We start from the raw sequence: 23,031 nt of genomic DNA on the forward strand, positions 1-23,031 counted from the left end.
GCCAAATTCAATCAACGCACTTCGCATTTGCTTGCGCAGATTCATTCGTTCCGCATCTGCATGTCGCTCGCGAGACTCGCCTTCCCACAAACAATCCAAGGGTCAGTGCAGTGCGGAAGTCAAAAGCAGTCCGGGGAACCCATCGCCGGTCGATGATCGGTTTGGCCATGGTCGGGGTTCTGGGCGCACTGGCCATCCTGCCAGGCTGCAACGATGATGACGACAACAGCGAGACGCTGAGCCTGCCCAAGCAGCCGAACGTGGTTTTCATCATGGCCGACGACCTGGGCTACTCCGACGTGCACGCCTTCGGCGGCGAGATCGAGACGCCCAACCTCGACGCACTGGCCGCCAGCGGCCGCCTGCTGACCAACCACCACACCGGCACCGTCTGCGCGATCACCCGCTCGATGCTGATCTCCGGCACCGACCACCACCTCGTTGGCGAAGGCACGATGGGCGCGCCCAGCGACGAGCGCAAGGGCCTGCCCGGCTATGAGGGCTACCTGAACGACCGCGCGCTGTCAGTCGCGCAGTTGCTGAAGGATGCGGGTTATCACACCTACATGGCCGGCAAGTGGCACCTGGGCTCGAACGTGGCCAATGTGGACGCACCGGTCGCCCTGGGCACCATCGGCCAGACGCCGGACCAATGGGGCTTCGAGAGCAGCTACGCCTTGCTGGGCGGCGCGGCCAACAACCACTTCGGCCATGAAGCGGCCGGCTCGAAGAACTACACCGAGAACGGCGCCTATGTGCAGCCCGGGCAACCTGGGCAGCCGGGCGGCGCCGGCGGCTCGCCCGAGGTCTTCTACTCGACGGACTTCTACACCCAGCGCCTGATCGGCTACATCGACGCCCACAAGGGCGACGGCAAGCCCTTCTTCGCCTACGCGGCCTACACCGCGCCGCACTGGCCGCTGCAAGTGCCCGAACCCTACCTCAGCAAGTACAAAGGCAAGTACGACGCAGGTTACGAAGCAGTGCGTGCCGCCCGCATCCAGCGCCAGAAGGACCTGGGCCTGATCCCCAAGGACTTCACGCCGTTTGCCGGTGAGGCGGAGACGCTCACGGTCTCGGCGCCCAGCGCCAACAACGGCACGGCCAGCGCCAGGTACATCAGCGCGGTGCACAGCGTGGCCGACGGCTACACCGACTACGGCCAGGGCCACTACAACAAGAAGTGGAGCAGCCTGAGCGACCTGGAGAAGAAGGCCCAGGCGCGCTACATGGAGATCTACGCCGGCATGGTCGACAACCTCGACCACAACATCGGCCTGCTGGTCCAGCACCTGAAGGACATCGGCCAGTACGAGAACACGGTGATCATCTTCCAGTCGGACAACGGCGCCGAAGGCTGGCCCATCGGCACCAACGCCGGCGGCGGCTTCCCCGCGAACGCCGCCAGCCTGGACCCCAAACCGGTCGACGAGGCCAATGCGGTCGAGCCTGTCTATTCGACGCTGGGCACCGACAACGGCCTGGCCGCTGCCAAGCGCCTGCAATACGGCCAGCGCTGGGCCGAGGTCAGCGCCACGCCGTTCCGCCAGACCAAGGGCTATATGGGCGAAGGCGGTGTCGGCACGCCGCTGATCGTGCACCTGCCTGGCCAGAAGAAGGCCGCGGCCAACAGCACTGTCTTCACCCACGTGACCGACATCACCGCCACCATCCTGGCCGCCGCCGGTGTCACGCCGCCCAGCACGCCCGCGCCGGCCGCGATCAACGTGCTGACCGGTGTCGACGCCAACAAGGGCAAGGTCGTCTACGACAACCGCTACGTCTACCCGGTGAGCGGCAAGTCGCTGGTTGACGTGCTGCTGGGCAAGAGTACGGCCTCGGTGCGCACCGATGCTTTTGGCGACGAGTCCTACGGCCGCGCCTACCTGACCAGTGCCGACGGCAAGTGGAAGGCCTTGTGGACCGAGCCGCCGTTTGGCCCGCTGGACGGCCACTGGGAGCTCTACGACCTGAGCGCCGACCGCGGAGAGAACAAGGACCTCTCGGTCACCAACCCGGCGCAGCTGGACCAACTGATCCAGCAGTGGAGCAGCTACATGGGCAACGTCGGCGGCGTGGAACCGCTGCGCCCCGCCGGCTATTACTGAGCAGGGCAGCCAGATGTTGTGGCGACAGGCCGGCGCCAGGCGCGCTGGCGCCGGCTTCGTGCTGGTGATGGCGGGCCTGCTGGCCTGGTACACGGCGGCGGCGCACAAGGCGCCGCTGGACAGCGCGCGTGGCGTGCCGCTGCCGGTGCTGGGCAGCGAGCAGGCTTGCGAGGCCTACCGCGGCCTGCCCCCCGGTTGGCGCCAGGATGCGCATGCCGGCATGGTGGCGCTGCCCGCAGGCCGCTTCCAGTTCGGCAGCACCCAGGGCTACCCGGACGAGCGGCCGGCGTCCGCAGCGCCGGTGCGCATGGCCGGCTTCTGGATTGACCAGACCGAGGTGACGGTGGCCCAGTTCGCGGCCTTTGTCGCGGCGACCGGCTATGTCACCGAGGCCGAACGCCAGGGCGGCGGCGTGGTGTTTTCGGTGCCCACGCCCGAGCAGTTGCAGCAACGGCCGCTGGCCTGGTGGCAATTCGTCGCCGGTGCGGACTGGCGCCATCCCGGCGGCCCTGGCAGCGACCAGGCCGGCCGCGACGCGCTGCCGGTCAGCTTCGTGACCCAGGCCGACGCACTGGCCTATGCGCACTGGCTGGGCCGTGACCTGCCGACCGAGGCCGAGTGGGAATACGCCGCCAAGGCCGGCCAGCAAGGCGACACGCTGGACGATGCGCCGCGTGACGCGACGGGCAAGCCAACAGCCAACTACTGGCAAGGCAGCTTCCCCATCCTGAACCTGCACGAGGACGGCCATGAAGGCCTGGCCCCGGTCGGCTGCTACCCGGCCAACGCCTGGGGCCTGCACGACACCATCGGCAACGTCTGGGAATGGACACGCGATGCCTACAGCGGGCCGCACCAGCCGCACATGAATGGCGATACGGCGGCGGTGGTGGGCGCGCAGCACACACCTGCCCAGCCAATGGTCATCAAGGGTGGTTCCTTTCTCTGCGCACCGGACTTCTGCGTGCGCTACCGGGCTTCGGCGCGCGAGTCGCAAGAGGCCGACCTGGCGACGGCGCACATCGGTTTCCGCACGGTGCTGCGCACGCCATGAGCCTCGACCGCCGGCTCTTTCTGAGCGCGAGCATGGCCTCGTTGGCGAGCGCCGCATGGCCTGCCGCGCCGCTGCGCATCGGTACCGTGCCCGGTCCGCAGGCCGAAGTGCTGGGCCTCGTGCGCGACCTCGCCCCGCAGGGCCTGCAACTGCAGCTGGAGGTGCGCGAACACGGCCGCGCGCTGAATGCCGACCTGGCACGCGGCGCGCTGGACGCCGTCAGCTTCGAAGACGGCGTGGCCTTTGCCGCCGACCCGCTGCGCGGCCAGCTGGCCAGTGCCTCCGCCACGCTGACGCTGCCGATGGCCCTCTACTCGCGCCGCTTGCGCAGCCTGCGCCAACTGGCCCAGGGCGACACGCTGGTGCTGCCACGCGATCAGGCAGGCCTCAGCCGAGGCTTGCTGCTGCTGCACAACCACGGCGTGATCACGCTGCGCGATGACAGCGGGCTGCACGCCAAGCTGGCTGACGTGGTCGTCAACCGGCTGGCATTGCGGCTGCAGACGCAGCCTGCCGCGAAGCTGTTTGCGGCGCTGGATCGCGCGGCGCTGGTGGTCATCGGCGCCGAAGACGCGATGGCCGCCGGGCTGCAGCCGGCCCGCGACAGCCTGGGCCTGGAAGACGCCCGCAGCCCCTATGCCGGCGTGCTCGCGGTGCGCCGGCAGGACAAGGATTCACCGTGGGTGGCGCAACTGGTCGCGGCTTATCACGCCGAACCGGTCAAGGCCTTCTTGCTGAGCCGCTACCAAGGTTCGGTGCGTCGCCCCTGGTGATCCGCGGTTGAGGCCACGATGACCCGCGTCGCGTTCCACTGCAGCGCCTGCGGCAAGTGCTGCAACACGCCGCCGGCGATGACGGTGCCGGAGTTGCTGGCGCACGAGGACTTGTTCATCGGCGCGTTGGCGCTGCACCCGGTGCGGCGCGTGCGCGCGGGTGACGCGCTGCCGGCCGGGCAGGCCCGCCACCGGGTTGATGCGGCAGATGCCGCTGCGATCTCCGTGCTCAACCAGGCGTTGCTGCACCCGGCCGCGCCCGGCACTGCGCTCAGTCACTGGCGCCTGGCCACGCAAGGGCTGGACTACGCCTCGCGCGGCGCCTGCCCTGCGCTGCAGGCGGACGGCCTGTGCCGCGTGCACGGCGAGCGCCAGCCCGGCGCCTGTCGGGCAGTGCCGCTGGAGCCGCTGTGGCCGGACAGATTGCAGCAGGTGGTGCTGCTGCAGCGGCGCGAAGAAGCCGGTTTCCTCGGCACCGACTGCCTGACGCTGGCCGATGAAGGCCCGCGCGAGGACTTGCTGTGCGACGGCCAGTCCTTGCCCCGCGACGCCGACCGCCGCGCGCTCGCCGACCAGCGCGCCGCCTTGCTGGCCGACCGGCTGCACTGGGGCGACGCGGTGTTCGCCGACCTGGGGCCGGCACTGGGCCGGCAAGGCGCGCCAGCGGCTGGCTACCTCACGCTGCCGATGGCGCCTGTGCTGATGGCGCTGGCCGCGGCTTCGCCGCGCTGCCGCGCGCGCTGCCAGCGCTATGCGCAGCGCCAGCGGGTGCTGATCGAAACGCAGGTGACGCTGGCGCTGGCCCGCCGCTGCAGCGAGGACCGCGCGACCACCGAGGAACTGCGCCGCTTCGTGCGGGCCTACGAGGCCTTCGGAGCCTGGGCCAGCCAGTCTCGGGACACGGCAGGTGTGAACGCTGCCGCCACCGAGGCTTACCTCGGGCTGGCGGTCTGAAGCGGGCCGCTGCTCACTGCCGGGCGACCGTCATGCCGCTGGCTTCCCATTCGGGCAGGCCGCCGCGGAACCAGTACACCGTTTTCATGCCCTTGCTGATCGCCGCGCGGCTGGCCTTGTACGACTTCCAGCATTCCGGGCCGTTGCAGGCGAAGATGGTGGGCTTGCTCAGGTCCAGCTTGGCCAGGCCGGAGAAGTCGTCCTGCTTGGCGTCGAAGGCAATGTCCTTCAGGCTTTTCTCGACATAGGGAATCAGCACCGCGCCGGGGATGTGCTTGGCGCCGTATTCCTTGTCGTTGCGGGCGTCCACCAGCACGGCGCCCTGGGCCACCAATTCCTGTACCTCATTGGCGTGCACCAGCGTTGCGCCGGGCAGCGACAGCGGCGTGAACACGCCCAGCTCGGCCACCGATTTGTATTCCCTCAGGTCGTCATGCACGGTGACCGGCTTGAGCCCCATGGCCGGCGCGCTGTTCGCAAACCAGGCCGTCATCTTGGTGCGCATCTCCGGCGGCAGCTCCTTCTTCACCACCACCGACAGGCCGCCGGGCACCGGCGTCGAGGTGGCCAGCACCTTGGCCATGCCGGGGTTGCCATTGGCCCATTCGTCCCAGTCGCTCTGGCGCACCACCGTCAGGTCGGACGCGCCGATGGCCAGCGCCGTCAGCCCTGCCTGCGGATAGCGCTCGTAGCGCACGTCGGACAGGTCCTTCAGCGACAGGCCGTTGGCATTCAGCATGCCGCGCGCCATGTAGGTGTAGATCGAATCCTGCTGCGGCAGGTAGATGCGGGCGCCGCGCGCGTTCTTGGCAGAGGCCAGGCTGTTGCGGCCTATCAGCAGGTACTGCTCGGCCCGGTCGGTCGAGCCAACCAGCTCGTAGCCATGCTGCAGCGCCGACGCCGCGACCTGCGGCGGCGCGACGAAGACGTCGTAGCCGGCGCTGCGCGTGGCGCGCATGACGTCGGCCAGGTCTTCGCTGGCGCTGACCGTCACGGGGCTGCCGACCAGCTTGCCCAGGCTGGTTGCCATGCCGGTGCGCGACAGCATCATGCCGTCCTTCTTCGACGTGGGCTCCAGGGCAATGATGGCCGTGAGTGCAGGGGATTCAGCGGCCCTGACGGCGCCCGACAGGGCCAGCACGCAGACCGCAACCAACGACAGGATCTTGTTCATTCTTGAGTCATTTCCAGTGTCATGAGGGACGGCCCGGACCGGACTTCGCGGCGTTCCGTTCAGGCCGTGGCGATGAAACTCATATCCATAGGCGGAAGGATGTTAAGCGTAAGTTCCGTGTCATATTTCACGGAACCTAGGGGGCCGTGCCGGGATGAGGCGTTGGCGCCACGCCGGGCCTTTCAGGCCCGCAGGCCCGCAGGCGCCGGGTGCACGAGCCGCGCGGCCGGCCTGCTAGCATCGCCGACCGCCCTTGCGCCAGGCCGTGACCCGGCTGCGTGGGGTCAGAGGCCGGCTGCGACAGCCCGCCGACAAAAAGACAGGTGAGGCGGCCCATGAGGTCCTGGTGGAACAACTTTCGCGAGCGCCTGCGACTCGCGCCCGACGACTTGCTGCGAGACCGGATCTACCGCCGGCTCTGGTCCTCGATCCTGATCAGCTCGCTGGGCGGCCAGGTCACGATGCTGGCCCTGCCGCTCACCGCCGCGGTGCTGCTGCACGCCACGCCGACCCAGATGGGCACGCTGACGACGATGGAGCTGTTGCCCTTCATCCTGTTTTCGCTGCCCTCGGGCGTGTGGCTGGACCGGGTGCGCAAGCTGCCGGTCTACATCGCGGGTGAACTGACGCTGGCGGCCGCCGTGGCCACCGTGCCCATCGCCTGGTGGCTGGGCTGGCTGGGCATGCCCTGGATGTACATGGTGGGGTTTTTCATCGGCCTGGTGCACACGACGGCGGGCTCGGCCTCGCAGATCGTGCTGACCCAGGTCGTGCCGCGTGAGCGCCTGGTCGAAGCGCATGCCAAGAACGCGCTGGCCAGCTCCGGTGCCGAAGTCGCGGGCCCGGGCGTGGCGGGGGCCTTGATCCGCGTGCTGGGCGCGCCGGTGGCCTTGCTGGTGGACGCTGTGCTGCTGGTCGGCTCGTCGTGGATCCTGCGGGGCCTGAAGGTCGAGGAGCAGCGCGGCAGCACGCCGCCTGGCCGCTTCTGGGCCGACCTGCGCGCCGGCCTGCAGTTCGTCTGGCGCCAGCGTTTGCTGATCACGCTGGCCAGCTGCGTGGGCCTGTGGCAGATGTGCCATCAGGCGGCGACGGTGGTGCAGATCCTGTTCGCCACCCGCACGCTGGGCATGAGCGAGCATGCGGTGGGGCTGAGCTACGTGGGCCTGGGCGTGGGCACGGTCACCGCCAGCCTGCTGGGCGGGCGCATCAGCCAGAAGCTGGGGCCGGGGCCTTGCCTGGTGACAGGTTTTGCCGGCACCGCGGCCGGCTGGCTGCTGCTGGCGGTGGCACCGGTCGGGCCCTGGGGCGTGGCGTGTTTCGCGCTGATGCTGAGCTGCTTTGGCGTCGGCGCGATCCTGATCTTCATCAACTTCATCTCGCTGCGCCAGGCCGTGACGCCCGAGCCGCTGCTGGGCCGCATGACCAGCACCATGCGCTGGCTGATCCTGCTGCCCGCAGCACCGGGCGCAATGATCGGCGGCTGGCTGGGCGAGCACATGGGTTTGCGCTGGTCGCTGGGCTTTGCCGGCATCGGCTGCTCGCTGCTGGCGCTGGTCGCCTGGCAGCTGCCCATCATCCGCGGCGTGCGGGAGCTGCCGCGGGCGGTGCATGTGTCAGGTACCGAGGTGGTGGAGGAGGGCACGGTCTGAGGCCGCGCCCCCTCGGTCACCTGTGCCTCAGGGCTGGATGCGAAACACCGTGCCGGAGGCCCCGGCCGGGCCGTGCCAAGTGGTGCCGTAGAGGCTGCCATCGGGCGCGGGGGTAAGCCGGTCGTAAGGGGCGTAGCCGGCCGGGCTGGTGGTGTCGAAGCTGTGCAGCTGGGTGAAGCTGCCGTCCAGCGCCACGCGGTAGACCGTGCCCACGTCGGCGCTGCCACCTGTGCCGCCGTGCAGCGTGACGCCGTACAGCGCGCCGTCCGCCCCTTGCGCCAGCCCCCCGTTGGGCCAGGCGCCGTCGCTCGCCGCGCCCGAGAAGGCATGCAGCAGCGTGAACTGGCCGGCCGGCGTGTAGCGGTAGACGGTGCCACCGCCCAGCGGCCCGCCCTGCGTGGTCACGCCGTAGAAGTTGCCGTCGGCCGCCAGCAGCAGTTCGCCGGTCGGGAACGCACCATGCGTGGCGCGCTGGAAGCCCAGCAGGCGCTGGTAGCCGCTGCCGTCCTGCCGGATGCGAAACAGCGTGCCTTCGTTGCCGGCGGTGTCCGAGCTGATGCCGCTGTTGGCGGTGCCGTAGAGCAGGCCGTCGGCGCCCAGCGTGAGGCCAGCGGTGGGGAAGACAGCGTCGCGCGGGCTGCGGAAGGTGATGACCTTGACCAGGCCGGCGCCGGCGCTGTAGCGGAACAGCGTGCCGCGGCCGCCCCGGCCGCCGCCCTGGTTGGTGATGCCGTAGAAGCTGCCGTCGGCGGTCTGCAGCAGCGGGCTGGGGAAGACGCCGGTGGCATCGGCGCTGAAGACGGCGTTGAGCTGGAAGCCGCTGCCATCGGTGCTGATGCTGTAGAGCGCACCGCTGCTGTTTTCGCCGCCGCCGCCGCTGGCGCTGCCCCAGATCCGGCCATCGCTGGCCAGCATGGGGCCGGGGCCTGGCTCGGAGGCGTCGGTCGCGCTGACGTAGCTGAACTCGTGCAGCAGGCTGAAAGCCCCGTCCGGTGCCAACCGGTAGAGGATGCCGGCGCGGTTGGCGCCGCCGCTGAAGCAGGTGCCGTAGAGGCTGCCGTCAGCGGTGCGCAGCAGCGAGCCTTGCGGCAGGTTGCACTGGCCGGCGTCGAAGCTGTGGGCCACGCTGAGCGTGGCGGCCGGCGCTGCGGCCGAGCACAGCACGGCGAGCATGGCCGCGCCGAATTTGAAGCAAGCGTGAGACATGGGGTTTCTCAAGGGACGATGCGGAAGATCGCGCCACCGGCGTATTCGTCGCTGGCTGAGTGGTTGGTGACGCCGTACAAGGCGCCATCAGCCCCCAGCGTCAACCCGCCGGTGGGCTCGAAGCCCACCGCATCGGTGGCGTTGAAACTGCGCACCAGGCTGAAGCTGCCGTCCAGTGCCATGCGGTAGACGGTGCCGCCGTTGCTGGTGCGGTTGGTGCCACCGAAGCGGCTGGTGCCGTAGAGCGCGCCATCGGCGCCCTGGGTCAGCGAGCTGTTGGCTTGTTCGGCATCGCCGGTGCCGCCGGTGAAGGTGTGCATCACCGTCAGCCCGTCGCTGCTGCGCCAGCGGTAGATCACGCCTTTGCCGGCCGCGCCGTCGGTGGTGTTGACGCCATAGACCGTGCCGTCGGCCAGCACCGTGACGCCATAGCGCGGCTGTGCGCCCGAGGTGGTGCGCTTGAACAGGGCCAGTTGCTGGAAGCCGCTGCCGTCGCGGTTCATGCGGAAAAGCTCGCCGTTGCCGCCGCGGTGCGGGTCGGCAGCGGCACCGTAAAGCATGCCGTCCGGGCCCAGGGTCAGGCCGTTGGTGGGGCTGATCGGGCCAAGCGCGGTGGTGTAGCGCGCCAGCGTGGTCTGCGTGCCGCTGCTGGTGCTGAAGCTGTACGCGGTGCCGTGGCTCTTGCCTCCGCCGCCTTCGTAGTTGTTGCCATAGAGCACGCCAGCGCTGTCGATCGCCAGGTTACCCTCCGGGCCGCTGCCTGTGGTCGGCGTGTCGAAGCTGAAAGCCAGCGCGAAAGTGCCGCCGGTGGTGAGTGAGTAGACCGTCCCGACGCCCAGTTCGCCGCCTTCGTGGGTGGCGCCCCACAGCTTGCCATCCGGCGCCATCACCAGGGTGCTGATGGGCAGCTTGCCGTCCTCCGACTGAAACGAATTGTCGAACTCGTGCAGGAGGATGAACTGGCCATCCGGGTTGAGCCGGTAGGCGATGCCGGAGCCATTCACGCCGCCGCCGTAGCAGGTGCCATACAGCGTGCCGTCTGGTTGCCGCAGCGGGTTGCCCAAGGGCTGGTTGCAGGTGCCTGGCACGAATGCGTGCAGGACCTCGATGGTGGCCGCCTGGGCCAGCGGCGCGGTGAGCACAGCGCACAGCGCGGCCACGGCTGTCAGGGGAGATGCGAGGCGGAGCGTTGGAGTCTTGGACATGTTGCCTTCCTGGGGCTTGGGTGCGGACGCCGAGGGCGTCTCAAGGAAGGCCGCGCAGGCAAGGCGGTTGCAGGGCGGCCGAAGGGGGCTGCTGCCGGCCTGAACAAGCGCGTGGCATTGGCGGTGAGTCAATGCGCAGGCTTGTGTTTGTCTCCTGGCGCATTTGGTTATGAGCTTGATGCTCGCAAGCTTGCGCCGCGCCCGCAAGCGCCCTGCGGCCTTCAGTCAGGGGATTGCGCGTCGGGATTCGTCAATCGGATTGACGATCTTTCGGGCCCAAACGGTCGACCGCATCCGTCACCAGGCTGTCCAGCCCCACAGCAAAAAGCTCGGACGCACGCGCCGCGTCGTTCACCGTGTAGACCATTGCCGCCCAGCCGGCTTCGTGCAGCTGCGCGACCAGGGCTGGCGTCATCAGCTTGTGGTTGATGATGACGGCGCAGCAGCCCAGCGCGCGGGCGGTGTCGGCCCAGCCGGCCCAGAGTTCATCCAGCAGCAGGCCACGCGGCAGGTGTGGAGCGGTTTGCATCGCACCTTCCAGCGCGGGCACCTCGAACGAGCTGAGCAGAAGCTGGCCCGGGTGCGCGGCCCACAGCTTGGTGGCCTCGGCGGCCACGGCGCGGCCGGTGGCCAGCTCGGTACCGGGGCTGGGCTTGATCTCCAGGTCCAGCCATGCGCCATGCGCCTGCAGCAGCGTGGCGACCTGGGCCAGCGTGGGCAGCGGCTCACCGGCGAAGGGCGCGCTGTGCCAGCTGCCGGCGTCCAGCGCCTGCAGTTGTGCCCAGGGCAGTTCGCCGGCCACGCCGCGGCCGTTGCTGGTGCGTTCCAGCGTGTCGTCGTGCAGCAGGAAGGCGGTTCCGTCAGAGGAAAGCTTGACGTCGCATTCGAAGGCCCGCCAGCCGCGCGCCAGGCCGTCGCGGAAGGCGGCCAGTGTGTTCTCGGGCGCCAGCTTGCCGGCACCGCGGTGGGCAATCCAGCGGGGGAAGGCGGGAAAACGGGGCAGGGCGGCTGGGTCTGCAGGGTGTGGCATGGGGCGCCAGCATGCCATGGCCAGGCAAGCAGCCATGCGCAAACGACGAAGGCTGGGGCGGTTTGCCGCGCCCGTGTCGCCCCTGCGGCTTCTGTTGGACTGCAATAATCCGGTTCCACGTGCCCCAGCCAGGCGCGGGGCGGCCCGCCGGTCGCTTCGCGATGCCTGCCCGCCATGAACGCGCCGCTCCCCCTTTCCTCAGTTCCTACCGTGCCTGCCGCGCATCATCCCGATGCGGCCGCCCCCCGCCTGCGCGAGATCCCGTACAACTACACCTCGCTGTCCGACCGGGAAATCGTCTTGCGCCTGCTGGGCGCCCGCGCCTGGGAGGTGCTCAACAGGCTGCGCGAAGAGCGCCGCACCGGCCGCTCCGCCCGCATGCTGTACGAGGTGCTGGGCGACATCTGGGTGGTGCAGCGCAACCCCTACCTGGAAGACGACCTGCTGGACAACGCCAAGCGGCGGGGCCTGCTGATCGCGGCCCTGCACCACCGGCTGACCGAGGTCGAAAAGCGCCGCACGCCGGACGCGGACGCGACGCGCGATGCCTTTGTCGGCGAACTGCTGGCGCAGGCGCGCGAGGCGGTGGACCGGTTCGCGCAGCGCTTCGACCATGTCGGCGCCTTGCGCATCCGCAGCCGCAAGCTGCTGGGCCGCCACACCGCCAAGGACAACATCAAGTTCGACGGCCTGTCGCGCGTGTCCCATGTGACCGACGCGACCGACTGGCGCGTCGAATATCCGTTCGTGGTGCTCACGCCGGACACCGAGGCCGAGATGGCCGGGCTGGTGGCCAGCTGCGTCGAACTGGGGCTGACCATCATCCCGCGCGGCGGTGGCACCGGCTACACCGGCGGCGCGGTGCCGCTGACCTGGAAGAGCGCGGTGATCAACACCGAGAAGCTCGAACAGATGACCGAGGTCGAGCTGGTGCCGCTGCCCGGGCTGGCGCAGCCGGTGGCCACCGTCTGGACCGGGGCCGGCGTGGTCACGCAGCGTGTGGCCGATGCGGCCGAACGCGCGGGCTATGTGTTCGCGGTCGACCCGACCTCGGCCGAGGCCTCCTGCGTGGGCGGCAACGTGGCGATGAACGCCGGCGGCAAGAAGGCCGTGCTGTGGGGCACCGCGCTGGACAACCTGGCCTCCTGGCGCATGGTCACGCCGGACGCCAAGTGGCTGGAAGTGATCCGCCTGGACCACAACCTCGGCAAGATCCATGACGTGCCGGTCGCGCGCTTCGAGCTGCGTTATTTCGAGGCCGACGGCAAGACGCCGATCCGCACCGAGCTACTGGAAATTCCCGGCCGCATCTTCCGCAAGGAAGGCCTGGGCAAGGACGTCACCGACAAGTTCCTGGCCGGCCTGCCCGGCATCCAGAAGGAAGGCTGCGACGGCCTGATCACCAGCGCACGCTGGATCGTGCACCGCATGCCGGCGCATGTGCGCACCGTCTGCCTGGAGTTCTTCGGCAACCCGATCCAGTGCGTGCCGTCCATCGTCGAGATCAAGGACTTCATGTTCGGCGAGATGGCGCGCCCTGGTGGTGCCATCCTGGCGGGCCTGGAGCACCTGGACGACCGCTACCTGAAGGCGGTGGGCTACGCGACCAAGAGCAAGCGCGGCGGCCTGCCGAAGATGGTGCTGGTCGGCGACATCGTTGGCGACGACGCGGATGCCGTGGCACGTGCCACCAGCGAAGTGATCCGCCTGGCCAATGGCCGCTCGGGCGAAGGCTTCGTCGCGGTGAGCGCCGATGCGCGCAAGAAGTTCTGGCTGGACCGCAAGCGCACGGCCGCCATCTCCAAGCACACCAACGCGTTCAAGGTGAACGAGGACGTGGTGATTCCGCTGGAGCGCATGGGCGAGTACACGCTGGGCATCGAGCGCATCAACATCGAGCTCAGCCTGCGCAACAAGATCGCGCTGGCCGACAAGCTCGAAGACTTCTTCGCAGCCGGCAACCTGCCGCTGGGCAAGACCGACGACGCCAGCGAGATCCCCAGCGCCGAGCTGCTGGAAGACCGCGTGCAGCAGGCACTGACGCTGATCCGCGAAGTGCGCGCGCAGTGGGCGCACTGGATGCAGAACCTGGACGCGCCGCAGGAAGGCGGCCGCTCGTTTTTCGACCAGCTGCAGGATCATTCGCTGCGCGCTTCGTGGAAGACGCAGATCTTCAAGCCATTGCAAGACGCCTTTGGCGGCGCGGCCTTTGGCGCCATCCTCGACGAATGCAAGCGCATCCACAAGGAAGTGCTGCGCGGCCGCACCTGGGTGGCCCTGCACATGCATGCTGGCGACGGCAATGTGCACACCAACATCCCCGTCAACTCCGACAACTACGAGATGCTGCAGACCGCGCATGAGGCGGTGGCCCGCATCATGGTGCTGGCGCGCAGCCTGGATGGCGTGATCTCGGGTGAGCATGGCATTGGCATCACCAAGCTGGAGTTCCTGACCGACGACGAGCTGGCCAACTTCACGGCCTACAAGCAGCGCGTGGACCCGGAAGGCCGCTTCAACAAGGGCAAGCTGCTGCGCGGCGATGCGCTGACGCGCCTGGGCGACGACGTGCACGCGGCCGACCTGTCGCATGCCTACACGCCCAGCTTCGGGCTAATGGGGCATGAGTCGTTGATCATGCAGCAGAGCGACATTGGCGAGATCGCCAACTCGGTCAAGGACTGCCTGCGCTGCGGCAAGTGCAAGCCGGTGTGCGCCACGCACGTGCCGCGCGCCAACCTGCTGTACAGCCCGCGCAACAAGATCCTCGCGACCTCGCTGCTGGTCGAGGCCTTCCTGTACGAGGAGCAGACGCGCCGCGGCGTGTCCATCAAGCACTGGGAAGAGTTCGAGGACGTGGCCGACCATTGCACCGTCTGCCACAAGTGCCTCACGCCTTGCCCGGTCAACATCGACTTCGGCGACGTTTCGATGAACATGCGCAACCTGCTGCGCAAGATGGGCCAGAAGACCTTCAGGCCGGGTAATGCCGCGGCCATGTTCATGCTCAATGCGACCAACCCGCAGACCATCAAGCTGGCCCGCGGCGCGATGGTGGGCGTGGGCATGAAGGCCCAGCGCCTGGCGCATGACGTGCTGAAGCTGGCGGCCCGCAAGCAGACGAATGCACCGCCGGCCTCGGTGGGCACGGCTCCGATCAAGGAGCAGGTGATCCACTTCATCAACAAGAAGATGCCGGGCAACCTGCCCAAGAAGACGGCGCGTGCGCTGCTGGACATCGAAAACGCCGACTACGTGCCCATCATCCGCAACCCGGTGACGACCACGCAGGAAACCGAGGCAGTGTTCTATTTCCCTGGCTGCGGCTCGGAGCGCCTGTTCAGCCAGGTGGGCCTGGCCACGCAGGCCATGCTCTGGCACGCCGGCGTGCAGACCGTGCTGCCGCCCGGCTACCTGTGCTGCGGCTACCCGCAGCGCGGCTCCGGCCAGTTCGACAAGGCCGAGAAGATCATCACCGACAACCGGGTGCTGTTCCACCGCGTGGCCAACACGCTGAACTACCTGGACATCAAGACCGTGGTGGTCTCCTGCGGCACCTGCTACGACCAACTGCAGGGCTACCAGTTCGACAAGATCTTCCCCGGCTGCCGCATCATCGACATCCACGAATTCCTGCTGGAAAAGGGCATCCGGCTGGACACCTCCACGGGCGCCGGCTACCTCTACCACGACCCCTGCCACAGCCCGATGAAGCTGCAGGAGCCGATGAAGACGGTCAAGGCCCTTGTCGGCAACCAGGTGGTCAAGAGCGACCGCTGCTGCGGCGAGAGCGGCACGCTGGGCGTGAGCCGGCCGGACATCTCGACCCAGGTGCGCTTCCGCAAGGAAGAGGAGATCCGCAAGGTCGAGACCCAGCTGCGGGCCGATGGCACCGTGACGGCGGACCAGAACCTGAAGATCCTGACCTCCTGCCCGAGCTGCCTGCAAGGCTTGAGCCGTTACGGCGACGACCTGAAGAGCGGCCTGCTGGAAGCCGACTACATCGTCGTCGAGATGGCCCGCAAGATTCTCGGCGAGGACTGGATGCCCAAATACGTGGCGCGCGCCAACGCCGGTGGCATCGAACGGGTGCTGGTGTGAGCGCGGCGACACCTGCGCTGTTCCGTCACCCCGGCTGCGCGCTATGCGAGCCGGCGGCTGCCGGCACCGCGCTGCGCATTGCCGAAGACGCGCGGCTGCACGTGATCCGCGTGCTGGACGCGCCGGACTTCCCGGCCTTCTACCGCGTGATCTGGCACAGCCATGTCGCTGAATTCAGTGGCCTCAATGCGGCCGACCGCCTGCACTGCATGGACGTGGTCGCTGCATTGGAGCAGGCCTTGATCGAGACGCTGGCGCCAACCAAGGTCAACCTCGCCGCCCTGGGCAACATGGTGCCGCACCTGCACTGGCACGTGATCGCCCGCTTCGACTGGGATGCGCAGTTCCCGCAGCCGATCTGGGGTGCGAAGCAGCGCGAGGTGGCGGATGCTGCCGCACGCCTGGCCGTGCCGCTGGCGACGCTGGACGAGCGCGTGCGCGCGGCAGTCGCGCCGCTGCTCGGCCGCTGATCAGCCCCGCTGGCCCATCTCGGCCAGCACGGCCAGCACCTGCCGCGTGGCGGCATCCAGCCGCTCGGGCACACGGTGGGCCACGCCGAGGTGGCGCGTCAGCGGCGGGTCCAGCGGGCGCAGCTGCATCACTTCGGGCAAGGGCAGCGGCGTGTCGGCGCTGCGTTCCAGCGGCAGCACCGCCGCGCCATAACCGGCGCTGACCAGGCTCTTCATCGCCTCGGTGTAGTTCAGCTCGATGCGGGCCCGCGGCGCCAACCCGGCCGCGCCGAACCAGCCGGCCACCAGGCCGTGCATCATGGTTGTCTTGTCGTTGGCGACCAGCGGCTGCGCGGCGAGCCAGGCTGGCGTGACGACTTCCGGCGCCGGCCAGCGCGGCGGCAGGAAAGCCATCATCGGGTCGCTGCGCCAGGGCTGCAGCAGCAACTCGGGCAGCTCGGCCTGCGGCAACGCCACGATGCCGATGTCCAGCGTGCGCGCCCCCAGCCTGTCCATCGTGTCCAGCGAGCCGAGGATGGCAACCTCCACGTCTATGCCTGGATGCCGCTCGTTCAGCACCGCCAGCACGCGCGGCAGCAAATGCACCAGCACGCCGGTGGACGTGCCCAGCCGCACCTTGCCTTCGCGGCCTTCGGCAAAGCGCCGCACCTGGTCGACCGCATCGTCCGCCTCCTTCAGCAACTGCCGGCCGCGCTCGATCAAGGCCGCACCCGCCGCGCTCATGCGCACCTGCTTGCCGCCGCGTTCCAGCAGCGGCGCGCCCAGCCTCGCCTCCAGTTCGCTGACATGCAGGCTCACGGTGGGCGCGGCCAGGTGCAGCGCCTGCGCCGCAGCGGCGAAGGTGCCCAGGTCGGCAATGGTCACCAGCGTGCGCAACTGGTCCAGGTTCAGGCTTCGCATCAGATTTCCTGAATGGTTTGCTCAGTTCTTTCAACTTTTCAAATCTTAAGCCCGCCGCGAGCATGGTGAGCCGGCCTTCAAAGGCTTTTCAACGGAGCTCACCATGTCCACGCAGGCTTCCCGCATTGCCACCCAACCGTCCTTGATCGAGGCCTTGCGGCAGCGTGTGGCCGCGCTCTGGCGCCGGGCCCGGCAGCGGGCGGAAGCCGCCCGGGCCCATGCGCTGCTGCGGCAGATGAGCGCACGCGATCTGGCCGATCTCGGCATCGGGGCAGACCAGGTCGACTGGTTCTGCCATGGCCAGGATCGCTGAAGGCCGGCTACCCGGTTCTCACCGCCGCTGCTGGGCGGCGCGCGATTGCCCTTGCATTACGGGTTTCCACTGGCAAGCAAACGTTTGCGCAAACGTTTGCTTTCGGTACGATGGCGTCCGCTGACGATCCTGCACTGCCGGACCCCCGGGCGGACGGGCGATCAGCCAGGCACACCAAACACCGACCAAGGAGACACCATGTCCTTCACTCGCCGCTCCCTCCACATTGCCGCGGCCCTGGCCGTCACCGGCCTGCTCGCATCGCCCGCGATGGCGCAGGACAAGCCCAAGGTCGCGCTGGTCATGAAGTCGCTGGCCAACGAGTTCTTCCGCACCATGGAAGACGGCGCCAAGGCGCACCAGAAGGCCCATGCCGGCGAGTACACGCTGGTGACCAACGGCATCAAGAACGAGACCGACACGGCCGCGCAGATCAAGATGGTCGAGCAGGCCGTGGCCCAGAAGGTCAGCGCCATCGTCATCGCGCCGGCCGACTCCAAGGCCCTGGTGCCGGCCATCAAGGCCGCGGTGGACAAGGGCATCCTGGTGGTCAACATCGACAACCGGCTGGACACCGACGCGCTGAAGGAAAAGAGCCTGAACGTGCCTTTCGTGGGCCCGGACAACCGCATGGGTGCCAAGCTGGTGGGTGACTTCCTGGCCAAGTCGCTGAAGGCGGGCGACAAGGTCGGCATCGTCGAAGGCGTGTCCACCACCTTCAATGCACAGCAGCGCACGCTGGGCTTCCAGGACGCGATGAAGGCCGCCAACATCACCGTGGTCGGCGTGCAGTCCGGCCAGTGGGAGATCGAGAAGGGCAACACCGTGGCCGCAGGCATGCTGCGCGAGCACCCGGACCTCACCGCGCTGCTGGCCGGCAACGACAGCATGGCGCTGGGCGTGGTGGCGGCCGTGAAGGCCGCGGGCAAGACCGGCAAGGTGCAGGTCGTCGGCTACGACAACATCACCGCGGTCAAGCCGATGCTGGCCGACGGCCGCATGCTGGCCACGGCCGACCAGTACGCCGCCAAGCAGGCGGTGTTCGGCATCGAGCTGGCGCTGAAGGCGCTGGCCGCCAAGACGCCCCAGGCCCAGTTGCCCGCCGAGGCCAAGACCGAAGTGGTGCTGGTCACCAAGGGCAGCAAGTAAGCCAGCATTCCCTGCCATGTCCCAAGCGCCATCCACCATCGCCCCACTGCTCGAGATCGACGGCGTCGGCAAGGCCTACGGCGGCACACCGGTGCTGCACGCCTTGAGCCTCTCGCTGCACGCTGGCGAGGTGCTGGCGCTGACCGGCGAAAACGGCGCCGGCAAGAGCACCTTGTCCAAGCTGATCTGCGGGCTGGAGCGGCCCACGCTGGGCAGTCTGCGCCTGGCCGGCCAGCCCTATGCGCCGGCCACGCGGCAGGAGGCCGAGCGCCTGGGCGTGCGCATGGTGATGCAGGAGCTGGGCCTGGTCAGCACGCTGACCGTGGCCGAAAACCTGTTTCTCGGCCGCATGCCCAGCCGCGCCGGCTGGCTGCGCCGAGGCGCGCTGCATGCGGCGGCCAGGCAGCAGCTGGCCAAGATCGGGCTGGACGACATCGACCCGGCCACGCCGGTCTCGCGCCTGGGCATTGGCCAGCAGCAGATGGTGGAGATCGCCCGCAACCTGCAGGACGACACCCGCGTGCTGGTGCTGGACGAGCCGACGGCGATGCTCACGCCGCGCGAGACCAGCCGGCTGTTCGAGCAGATCGCGCGGCTCACCGCGCGTGGCGTTGCCATCGTCTACGTTTCTCACCGGCTCGAGGAACTGCGCCGCATTGCCGACCGTGTCGCCGTGCTGCGCGATGGCCGGTTGGTGGACTTGCGGGCCATGGCCGGCCTCAGCGAGGCCGACCTGGTGCAGCGCATGGTGGGCCGCTCGGTCAGCGAACTGGAGCACCGGCCGCGCCGCAGGGCTGGCGCTGTGCTGCTGCGCGCCGAAGGCCTGGGCCGCGGCACGGTGGTGCAGGGCGTGAGCCTGGAAGTGCGCGCCGGCGAGGTGTTCGGCATTGCCGGGCTGGTCGGCTCCGGCCGCACCGAGCTGCTGCGGCTGCTGTTTGGCGCCGACCGCGCGGATAGCGGCACGCTGGTGCTGAATGACGATGCGGGCGAGGTCCAGCGCCGCATTCCGCGCGGCTTTGCGTCGCCGGTGCAGGCGATTGCGGCCGGCATTGGCCTGGTCGCCGAAGACCGCAAGTCGCAAGGCCTGCTGCTGTCGCAGTCGATCCGCATCAACGCGACGCTGTCGGACCTGGCTGCCGTCTCGCGCGGTGGCTGGCTGCGCAGTGCGCACGAACACACGCTGGTGCGCGGCTTCATCGAGCGGCTGCGTGTGCGCTGCCGCGGCAGCGAGCAGCCGGTGGGCCAGCTCTCCGGTGGCAACCAGCAGAAGGTGGTGTTCGCCCGCTGGCTGCATCGCAGCACCCGTGTGCTGCTGCTGGACGAACCGACGCGTGGCGTGGACGTGGGCGCCCGTGCCGACCTTTACGCCGAGCTGGACCAGATGGCCTGCGACGGGCGCGGGCTGCTGATGGTCTCGTCCGACCTGCGCGAACTGATGGCCATGGCCGACCGCATCGGCGTGATGAGCGCCGGGCGCCTGGTGGCCGTGTTCGAACGTGGCGAATGGACCGAATCCTTGCTGCTCTCGGCCGCTTTCTCCAAGTCTTCCGAGCCCGGCAAGGCCGTGGCCACAGAATCCTCTGCTTCATGAACACCTCTGTGACTTCCCAAGCCGCCGCCGCCCCTGTCTGGCGCACCCAGCTGGGCACCTTCATCGGCCTGGCCGCGGTGCTGGTCGGCATGGTGGCGCTGTTCTCCTGGCTGTCCGAATACTTCTGGAGCCGCGAGACCTTTGTCACCATTGCCAACGAGATCCCGGCGCTGGCGGTGATGGCGGTGGGCATGACCTTCGTGCTGATCATTGCCGGCATCGACCTGTCGGTGGGCTCGGTGATGGCGCTGTCGGCCGCCACCTCGGCCGCCGCCATCCTGCAATGGCACTGGAGCGTGCCGGCGGCTGCCGTGCTGGCGCTGGCCACCGGGCTGCTGTGCGGCGCGGTCACCGGCGCGGTGTCGGTCGCCTGGCGGCTGCCGTCCTTCATCGTCTCGCTGGGCATGCTGGAAGCGGTGCGTGGCAGCGCCTACCTGGTGACGGACTCGCGCACGCAGTACGTGGGCGATGCGATTTCCTGGCTGGCCGCGCCCGTGCTCGACGGCGTGTCCTCGGCCTTCGTGCTGGCGGTGCTGATCGTCATCGTCGCTCAGCTGGTGCTGTCGCGCACGGTGTTCGGCCGCAGCATGGTCGGCATCGGCACCAACGAAGAGGCGATGCGACTGGCTGGCGTGGACCCGCGGCCGATCCGCATCGCGGTGTTCGCGCTGATCGGCCTTTTGGCGGGTCTGGCGGGGCTGATGCAGTCGGCCCGGCTGGAAGCGGCGGACCCGAATGCCGGCACAGGCGTGGAGCTGCAGGTCATTGCCGCGGTGGTGATCGGCGGCACCAGCCTGATGGGCGGGCGCGGCTCGGTCATCACCACCGCCTTTGGCGTGCTGATCATCGCGGTGCTGGAGGCAGGGCTGGCGCAGGTCGGCGCCAGCGAACCGAGCAAGCGCATCATCACCGGCGCGGTGATCGTGGCCGCCGTCATCGTCGACACGCTGCGGCAGCGCCGCGGTGCTGCCTGAACGGCCATGGCGACCATCAAGGACGTCGCCCGCCAGGCCCAGGTCTCGGTGACCACGGTGTCGCACGTCGTCAACGGCACGCGGCATGTCAGCCCCGAGAGCCGCGAGCGCGTGGAAGCAGCGATCCGCGAGCAGGGCTACGTGCCCAGCGCCATTGCGCGCAGCCTGAAGAGCAACAACACGCGCACGCTGGGCATGCTGATCCCGAACAGCTCGAACCCGTATTTCGCCGAGGTGGTGCACAGCGTGGAAGACCGCTGCTTTGGTGCCGGCTACAACCTGATCCTCTGCAACACCAAGGACGAGGCAAACCGCCAGGGCAGCTACCTGCAGGTGCTGGCCGAACGCCGCATCGACGGGCTGATCGTCGTCTCCACCGGCCGCGATGCGTCGCTGGCCCAGCAGCTCGCCGGGCTGTCCATTCCCACCGTGCTGGTGGACCGCGAGATCGAGGTCGGCGAGCAGCCTTGCGACCTGGTCGAGACGGCGCATCGCCAGGGCGGGTTGCTGGCCACGCAGCACCTGCTGGACCTGGGCCACCGGCGCATTGCCTGCATTGGCGGGCCCGAGGGCCTGGTGTCCAGCGAGCAGCGCATTGCCGGCTGGCGCGAGGCGCTGGCGCAGGCCGGCCTGGCCGCGCCCGAACTGCTCACGCACGGCCAGTTCACCAGCCAGGGCGGCTTCGAGGCCATGCAGGCGCTGCTGGCGCTGACGGCGCCGCCGAGCGCAGTGTTCGTCTGCAACGACCTGATGGCAATGGGCGCGCTGTGCGCCGCGCACGAGCGGCACCTGCGCGTGCCGGAGGCGCTGTCCATCGTCGGCTTCGACGACATCGAACTCGCCGCCTTCACCAGCCCGCCGCTGACCACCGTCTCGCAGCCCAAGCAGCGCATCGGCGCGCTGGCGGTGGACATGCTGCTGGAGCGCATCCACGGCAAGCGGCGCGAGCCGCGCAAGGTGCTGCTGCAGCCCGAGCTGCGGCTGCGCGGCTCGACGGCGGCCTTTCAGAATTCGGAATCCTTGACTGCATGAATGACGCTTTGACGAATCGACCTCGCATCGTGGTGGTCGGTAGCTTGAACATGGACCTGGTGCTGCGCGTGGCGCGGGCACCCGAGGCCGGTGAAACCGTGATGGCCGAGTCGCTGCACCACCTGCCCGGTGGCAAGGGTGGCAACCAGGCGGTGGCCTGCGCGCGGCTGGGGGGCGAGGTGCAGCTGTTCGGCCGCCTGGGCAACGACGGCCATGGCCAGGCGCTGCGCGCCGCGCTGCAGTCCGACGGCATCGATGTGATCGGTGTGCAGACCGATGCACAGGCGCCCACCGGCGTGGCCACCATCCTGGTCGACGACGCGGCGCAGAACCGCATCGTCGTCGCCGCCGGCGCCAACGGCCGCTTTGCGCTGGACGCGCCGGCGCTGTCGCTCGCCCTGTCGCAGGCCGACTGCCTGGTCGCGCAGCTGGAAGTGCCGCTGGCCGAAGTGTTGGCTGCGGCGCGGCTGGCGCAGGCCGCCGGCTGCCGCGTGCTGCTGAACCCGTCGCCGGTGCAGGCCTTGCCGGAGGCGATCTGGTCGCTGGTGGACACGCTGGTGGTCAACGAGACCGAAGCTGCGGCGCTGGGCGGCGGCGAGGTGGGCACGCTTGCCGAAGCTGCGCTGGCGGCGCAAAAGCTGCTCGGTCGCGGGCCAGCGCGCGTGGTGGTCACGCTGGGCGCAGCCGGGGCCGTGGCTGCGGACAGCGCCGGCTGCCGGCACCACCCCGGCATGGCCGTGCAGGCGGTGGACACCACCGCCGCGGGCGACACCTTCATGGGTGCGCTGGCCGTCGCGCTGGGCCAGGGCCAGTCGCTGGACGCTGCCGTGCAGCGCGGCATCCGCGCCGCGGCGCTGTGCGTCACCCGGGCAGGTGCCCAGCCTTCCATTCCCACCGCGGCCGAGGTCGATGCCTCGCCGCTGCCTTCGCCCTGGAGCCCACTGTGAAACGCACCGCCTTGCTGCATGCCGAGCTGTCCCACGCCATTGCCAGCCTGGGCCACGGCGACATGCTGGTGATCGGCGATGTCGGCCTGCCGATCCCGCCCGGCCCGCGCCGCATCGACCTGGCCTTGACGCCTGGCATCCCGGCCGTGGCCGACGTGTTGAAAGCGGTGCTGAGCGAGATGCAGCTCGAGCGTGCGGTGATCGCCAGCGAGGCCGTGGAGCGCGCGGGCGGCGACCTGCCGGCCTGGTGTGTCTTGCCCGTGAAGCCGGAAACGGTGACGCACGCGCACTTCAAGCAGCTGTGCCGGGAGGCGCGCGTGATGGTGCGCACGGGCGAATGCACGCCGTATGCCAACGTGCTGCTGATCGCTGGCGTGACGTTCTGACATTGGCTGGCGGCT

The 23,031-nt window shown here is 69.1% G+C and carries 19 protein-coding genes; 14 read left to right on the forward strand and 5 right to left on the reverse strand.

Features of this window, described 5'->3' with window-relative positions; genetic code table 11:
- The first annotated feature begins 110 nt into the window (after nucleotides 1-110).
- The 4 genes from LRH25_RS15165 (at nucleotide 111) to LRH25_RS15180 (ending at nucleotide 4,889) form a co-directional block, all read left to right on the forward strand.
- Complete coding sequence (locus LRH25_RS15165) at nucleotides 111-2,108, forward strand: arylsulfatase (RefSeq protein ID WP_375140617.1); 1,998 nt, start codon at nucleotides 111-113, stop codon at nucleotides 2,106-2,108.
- 67 nt (nucleotides 2,109-2,175) lie between these two features.
- Nucleotides 2,176-3,162 (forward strand): SUMF1/EgtB/PvdO family nonheme iron enzyme, encoded by a 987-nt coding sequence (locus LRH25_RS15170; protein ID WP_231011598.1) that lies wholly within the window; start codon nucleotides 2,176-2,178, stop codon nucleotides 3,160-3,162.
- Nucleotides 3,159-3,935: a MetQ/NlpA family ABC transporter substrate-binding protein gene (locus LRH25_RS15175; RefSeq protein ID WP_231011510.1), complete on the forward strand. Its 777-nt coding sequence runs from the start codon at nucleotides 3,159-3,161 to the stop codon at nucleotides 3,933-3,935. The genes LRH25_RS15170 and LRH25_RS15175 overlap by 4 nt, the downstream gene beginning before the upstream one ends.
- Nucleotides 3,936-3,953: 18 nt before the next feature.
- Entirely contained in the window at nucleotides 3,954-4,889 is a 936-nt protein-coding gene (locus LRH25_RS15180) for a YkgJ family cysteine cluster protein (protein WP_231011511.1), read from the forward strand.
- 13 nt (nucleotides 4,890-4,902) lie between these two features.
- On the opposite strand, the gene LRH25_RS15185 is transcribed toward LRH25_RS15180, so the two are convergent.
- Nucleotides 4,903-6,063: a rhodanese-like domain-containing protein gene (locus tag LRH25_RS15185; RefSeq protein ID WP_141290524.1), complete on the reverse strand. Its 1,161-nt coding sequence runs from the start codon at nucleotides 6,061-6,063 to the stop codon at nucleotides 4,903-4,905.
- A gap of 335 nt (nucleotides 6,064-6,398) precedes the next feature.
- On the opposite strand from LRH25_RS15185, the gene LRH25_RS15190 reads away from it, so the two are divergent.
- Nucleotides 6,399-7,712 carry an MFS transporter gene (locus LRH25_RS15190; RefSeq protein WP_141290526.1) on the forward strand — a complete coding sequence of 438 codons (1,314 nt, stop codon included), beginning with the start codon at nucleotides 6,399-6,401 and terminating at the stop codon, nucleotides 7,710-7,712.
- Nucleotides 7,713-7,739: 27 nt separating this feature from the next.
- Here the strand turns inward: LRH25_RS15190 and LRH25_RS15195 are convergent, their stop codons facing one another.
- The 3 genes from LRH25_RS15195 to ugpQ all read right to left on the reverse strand — a co-directional run bounded on the left by LRH25_RS15195 (nucleotide 7,740) and on the right by ugpQ (nucleotide 11,153).
- Nucleotides 7,740-8,918, reverse strand: coding sequence for a choice-of-anchor tandem repeat GloVer-containing protein (locus tag LRH25_RS15195; RefSeq protein WP_231011512.1), 1,179 nt, complete (start codon nucleotides 8,916-8,918; stop codon nucleotides 7,740-7,742).
- A gap of 8 nt (nucleotides 8,919-8,926) precedes the next feature.
- Nucleotides 8,927-10,123, reverse strand: coding sequence for a choice-of-anchor tandem repeat GloVer-containing protein (locus LRH25_RS15200; protein WP_141288340.1), 1,197 nt, complete (start codon nucleotides 10,121-10,123; stop codon nucleotides 8,927-8,929).
- A gap of 250 nt (nucleotides 10,124-10,373) precedes the next feature.
- Complete coding sequence (gene ugpQ, locus LRH25_RS15205) at nucleotides 10,374-11,153, reverse strand: glycerophosphodiester phosphodiesterase (RefSeq protein ID WP_141288339.1); 780 nt, start codon at nucleotides 11,151-11,153, stop codon at nucleotides 10,374-10,376.
- 174 nt (nucleotides 11,154-11,327) lie between these two features.
- Between ugpQ and LRH25_RS15210 the strand changes: the two genes are divergently transcribed.
- Together LRH25_RS15210 and LRH25_RS15215 are read left to right on the forward strand one after the other, a co-directional pair.
- Nucleotides 11,328-15,254 carry a DUF3683 domain-containing protein gene (locus LRH25_RS15210; RefSeq protein ID WP_141288338.1) on the forward strand — a complete coding sequence of 1,309 codons (3,927 nt, stop codon included), beginning with the start codon at nucleotides 11,328-11,330 and terminating at the stop codon, nucleotides 15,252-15,254.
- The gene (locus LRH25_RS15215; protein WP_375142172.1) at nucleotides 15,251-15,724 is read left to right on the forward strand and encodes an HIT family protein; all 474 of its coding nucleotides are present in this window, start codon (nucleotides 15,251-15,253) and stop codon (nucleotides 15,722-15,724) included. The genes LRH25_RS15210 and LRH25_RS15215 overlap by 4 nt, the downstream gene beginning before the upstream one ends.
- Here LRH25_RS15215 and LRH25_RS15220 read toward each other — a convergent pair whose 3' ends face one another.
- Complete coding sequence (locus LRH25_RS15220) at nucleotides 15,725-16,624, reverse strand: LysR family transcriptional regulator (protein ID WP_231011513.1); 900 nt, start codon at nucleotides 16,622-16,624, stop codon at nucleotides 15,725-15,727. It lies immediately after the preceding gene.
- Between the two features lie 103 nt (nucleotides 16,625-16,727).
- On the opposite strand from LRH25_RS15220, the gene LRH25_RS15225 reads away from it, so the two are divergent.
- The 7 genes from LRH25_RS15225 (at nucleotide 16,728) to rbsD (ending at nucleotide 23,016) form a co-directional block, all read left to right on the forward strand.
- Nucleotides 16,728-16,937, forward strand: a complete 210-nt coding sequence (locus tag LRH25_RS15225; RefSeq protein WP_141290893.1) for a hypothetical protein — start codon at nucleotides 16,728-16,730, stop codon at nucleotides 16,935-16,937.
- Nucleotides 16,938-17,135: 198 nt separating this feature from the next.
- Nucleotides 17,136-18,086 (forward strand): sugar ABC transporter substrate-binding protein, encoded by a 951-nt coding sequence (locus LRH25_RS15230; RefSeq protein WP_141290895.1) that lies wholly within the window; start codon nucleotides 17,136-17,138, stop codon nucleotides 18,084-18,086.
- Between the two features lie 16 nt (nucleotides 18,087-18,102).
- Nucleotides 18,103-19,677, forward strand: coding sequence for a sugar ABC transporter ATP-binding protein (locus LRH25_RS15235; protein WP_231011514.1), 1,575 nt, complete (start codon nucleotides 18,103-18,105; stop codon nucleotides 19,675-19,677).
- Nucleotides 19,674-20,651, forward strand: coding sequence for an ABC transporter permease (locus LRH25_RS15240; protein WP_141291316.1), 978 nt, complete (start codon nucleotides 19,674-19,676; stop codon nucleotides 20,649-20,651). Before LRH25_RS15235 ends, LRH25_RS15240 begins: the two co-directional genes overlap by 4 nt.
- 6 nt (nucleotides 20,652-20,657) lie before the next feature.
- A complete protein-coding gene (locus LRH25_RS15245; RefSeq protein ID WP_231011515.1) occupies nucleotides 20,658-21,683 on the forward strand; it encodes a LacI family DNA-binding transcriptional regulator in 1,026 nt (341 codons plus the stop codon).
- The gene (rbsK, locus tag LRH25_RS15250) at nucleotides 21,680-22,630 is read left to right on the forward strand and encodes a ribokinase (RefSeq protein WP_343996048.1); all 951 of its coding nucleotides are present in this window, start codon (nucleotides 21,680-21,682) and stop codon (nucleotides 22,628-22,630) included. The genes LRH25_RS15245 and rbsK overlap by 4 nt, the downstream gene beginning before the upstream one ends.
- Nucleotides 22,627-23,016 carry a D-ribose pyranase gene (gene rbsD / locus LRH25_RS15255; protein ID WP_141287228.1) on the forward strand — a complete coding sequence of 130 codons (390 nt, stop codon included), beginning with the start codon at nucleotides 22,627-22,629 and terminating at the stop codon, nucleotides 23,014-23,016. Before rbsK ends, rbsD begins: the two co-directional genes overlap by 4 nt.
- The last annotated feature ends 15 nt before the right edge of the window (nucleotides 23,017-23,031 follow it).

The sequence above is a fragment of the Ideonella azotifigens genome, assembly GCF_021043325.1.
GTDB classification, from domain to species: Bacteria; Pseudomonadota; Gammaproteobacteria; order Burkholderiales; family Burkholderiaceae_C; genus Ideonella; species Ideonella azotifigens.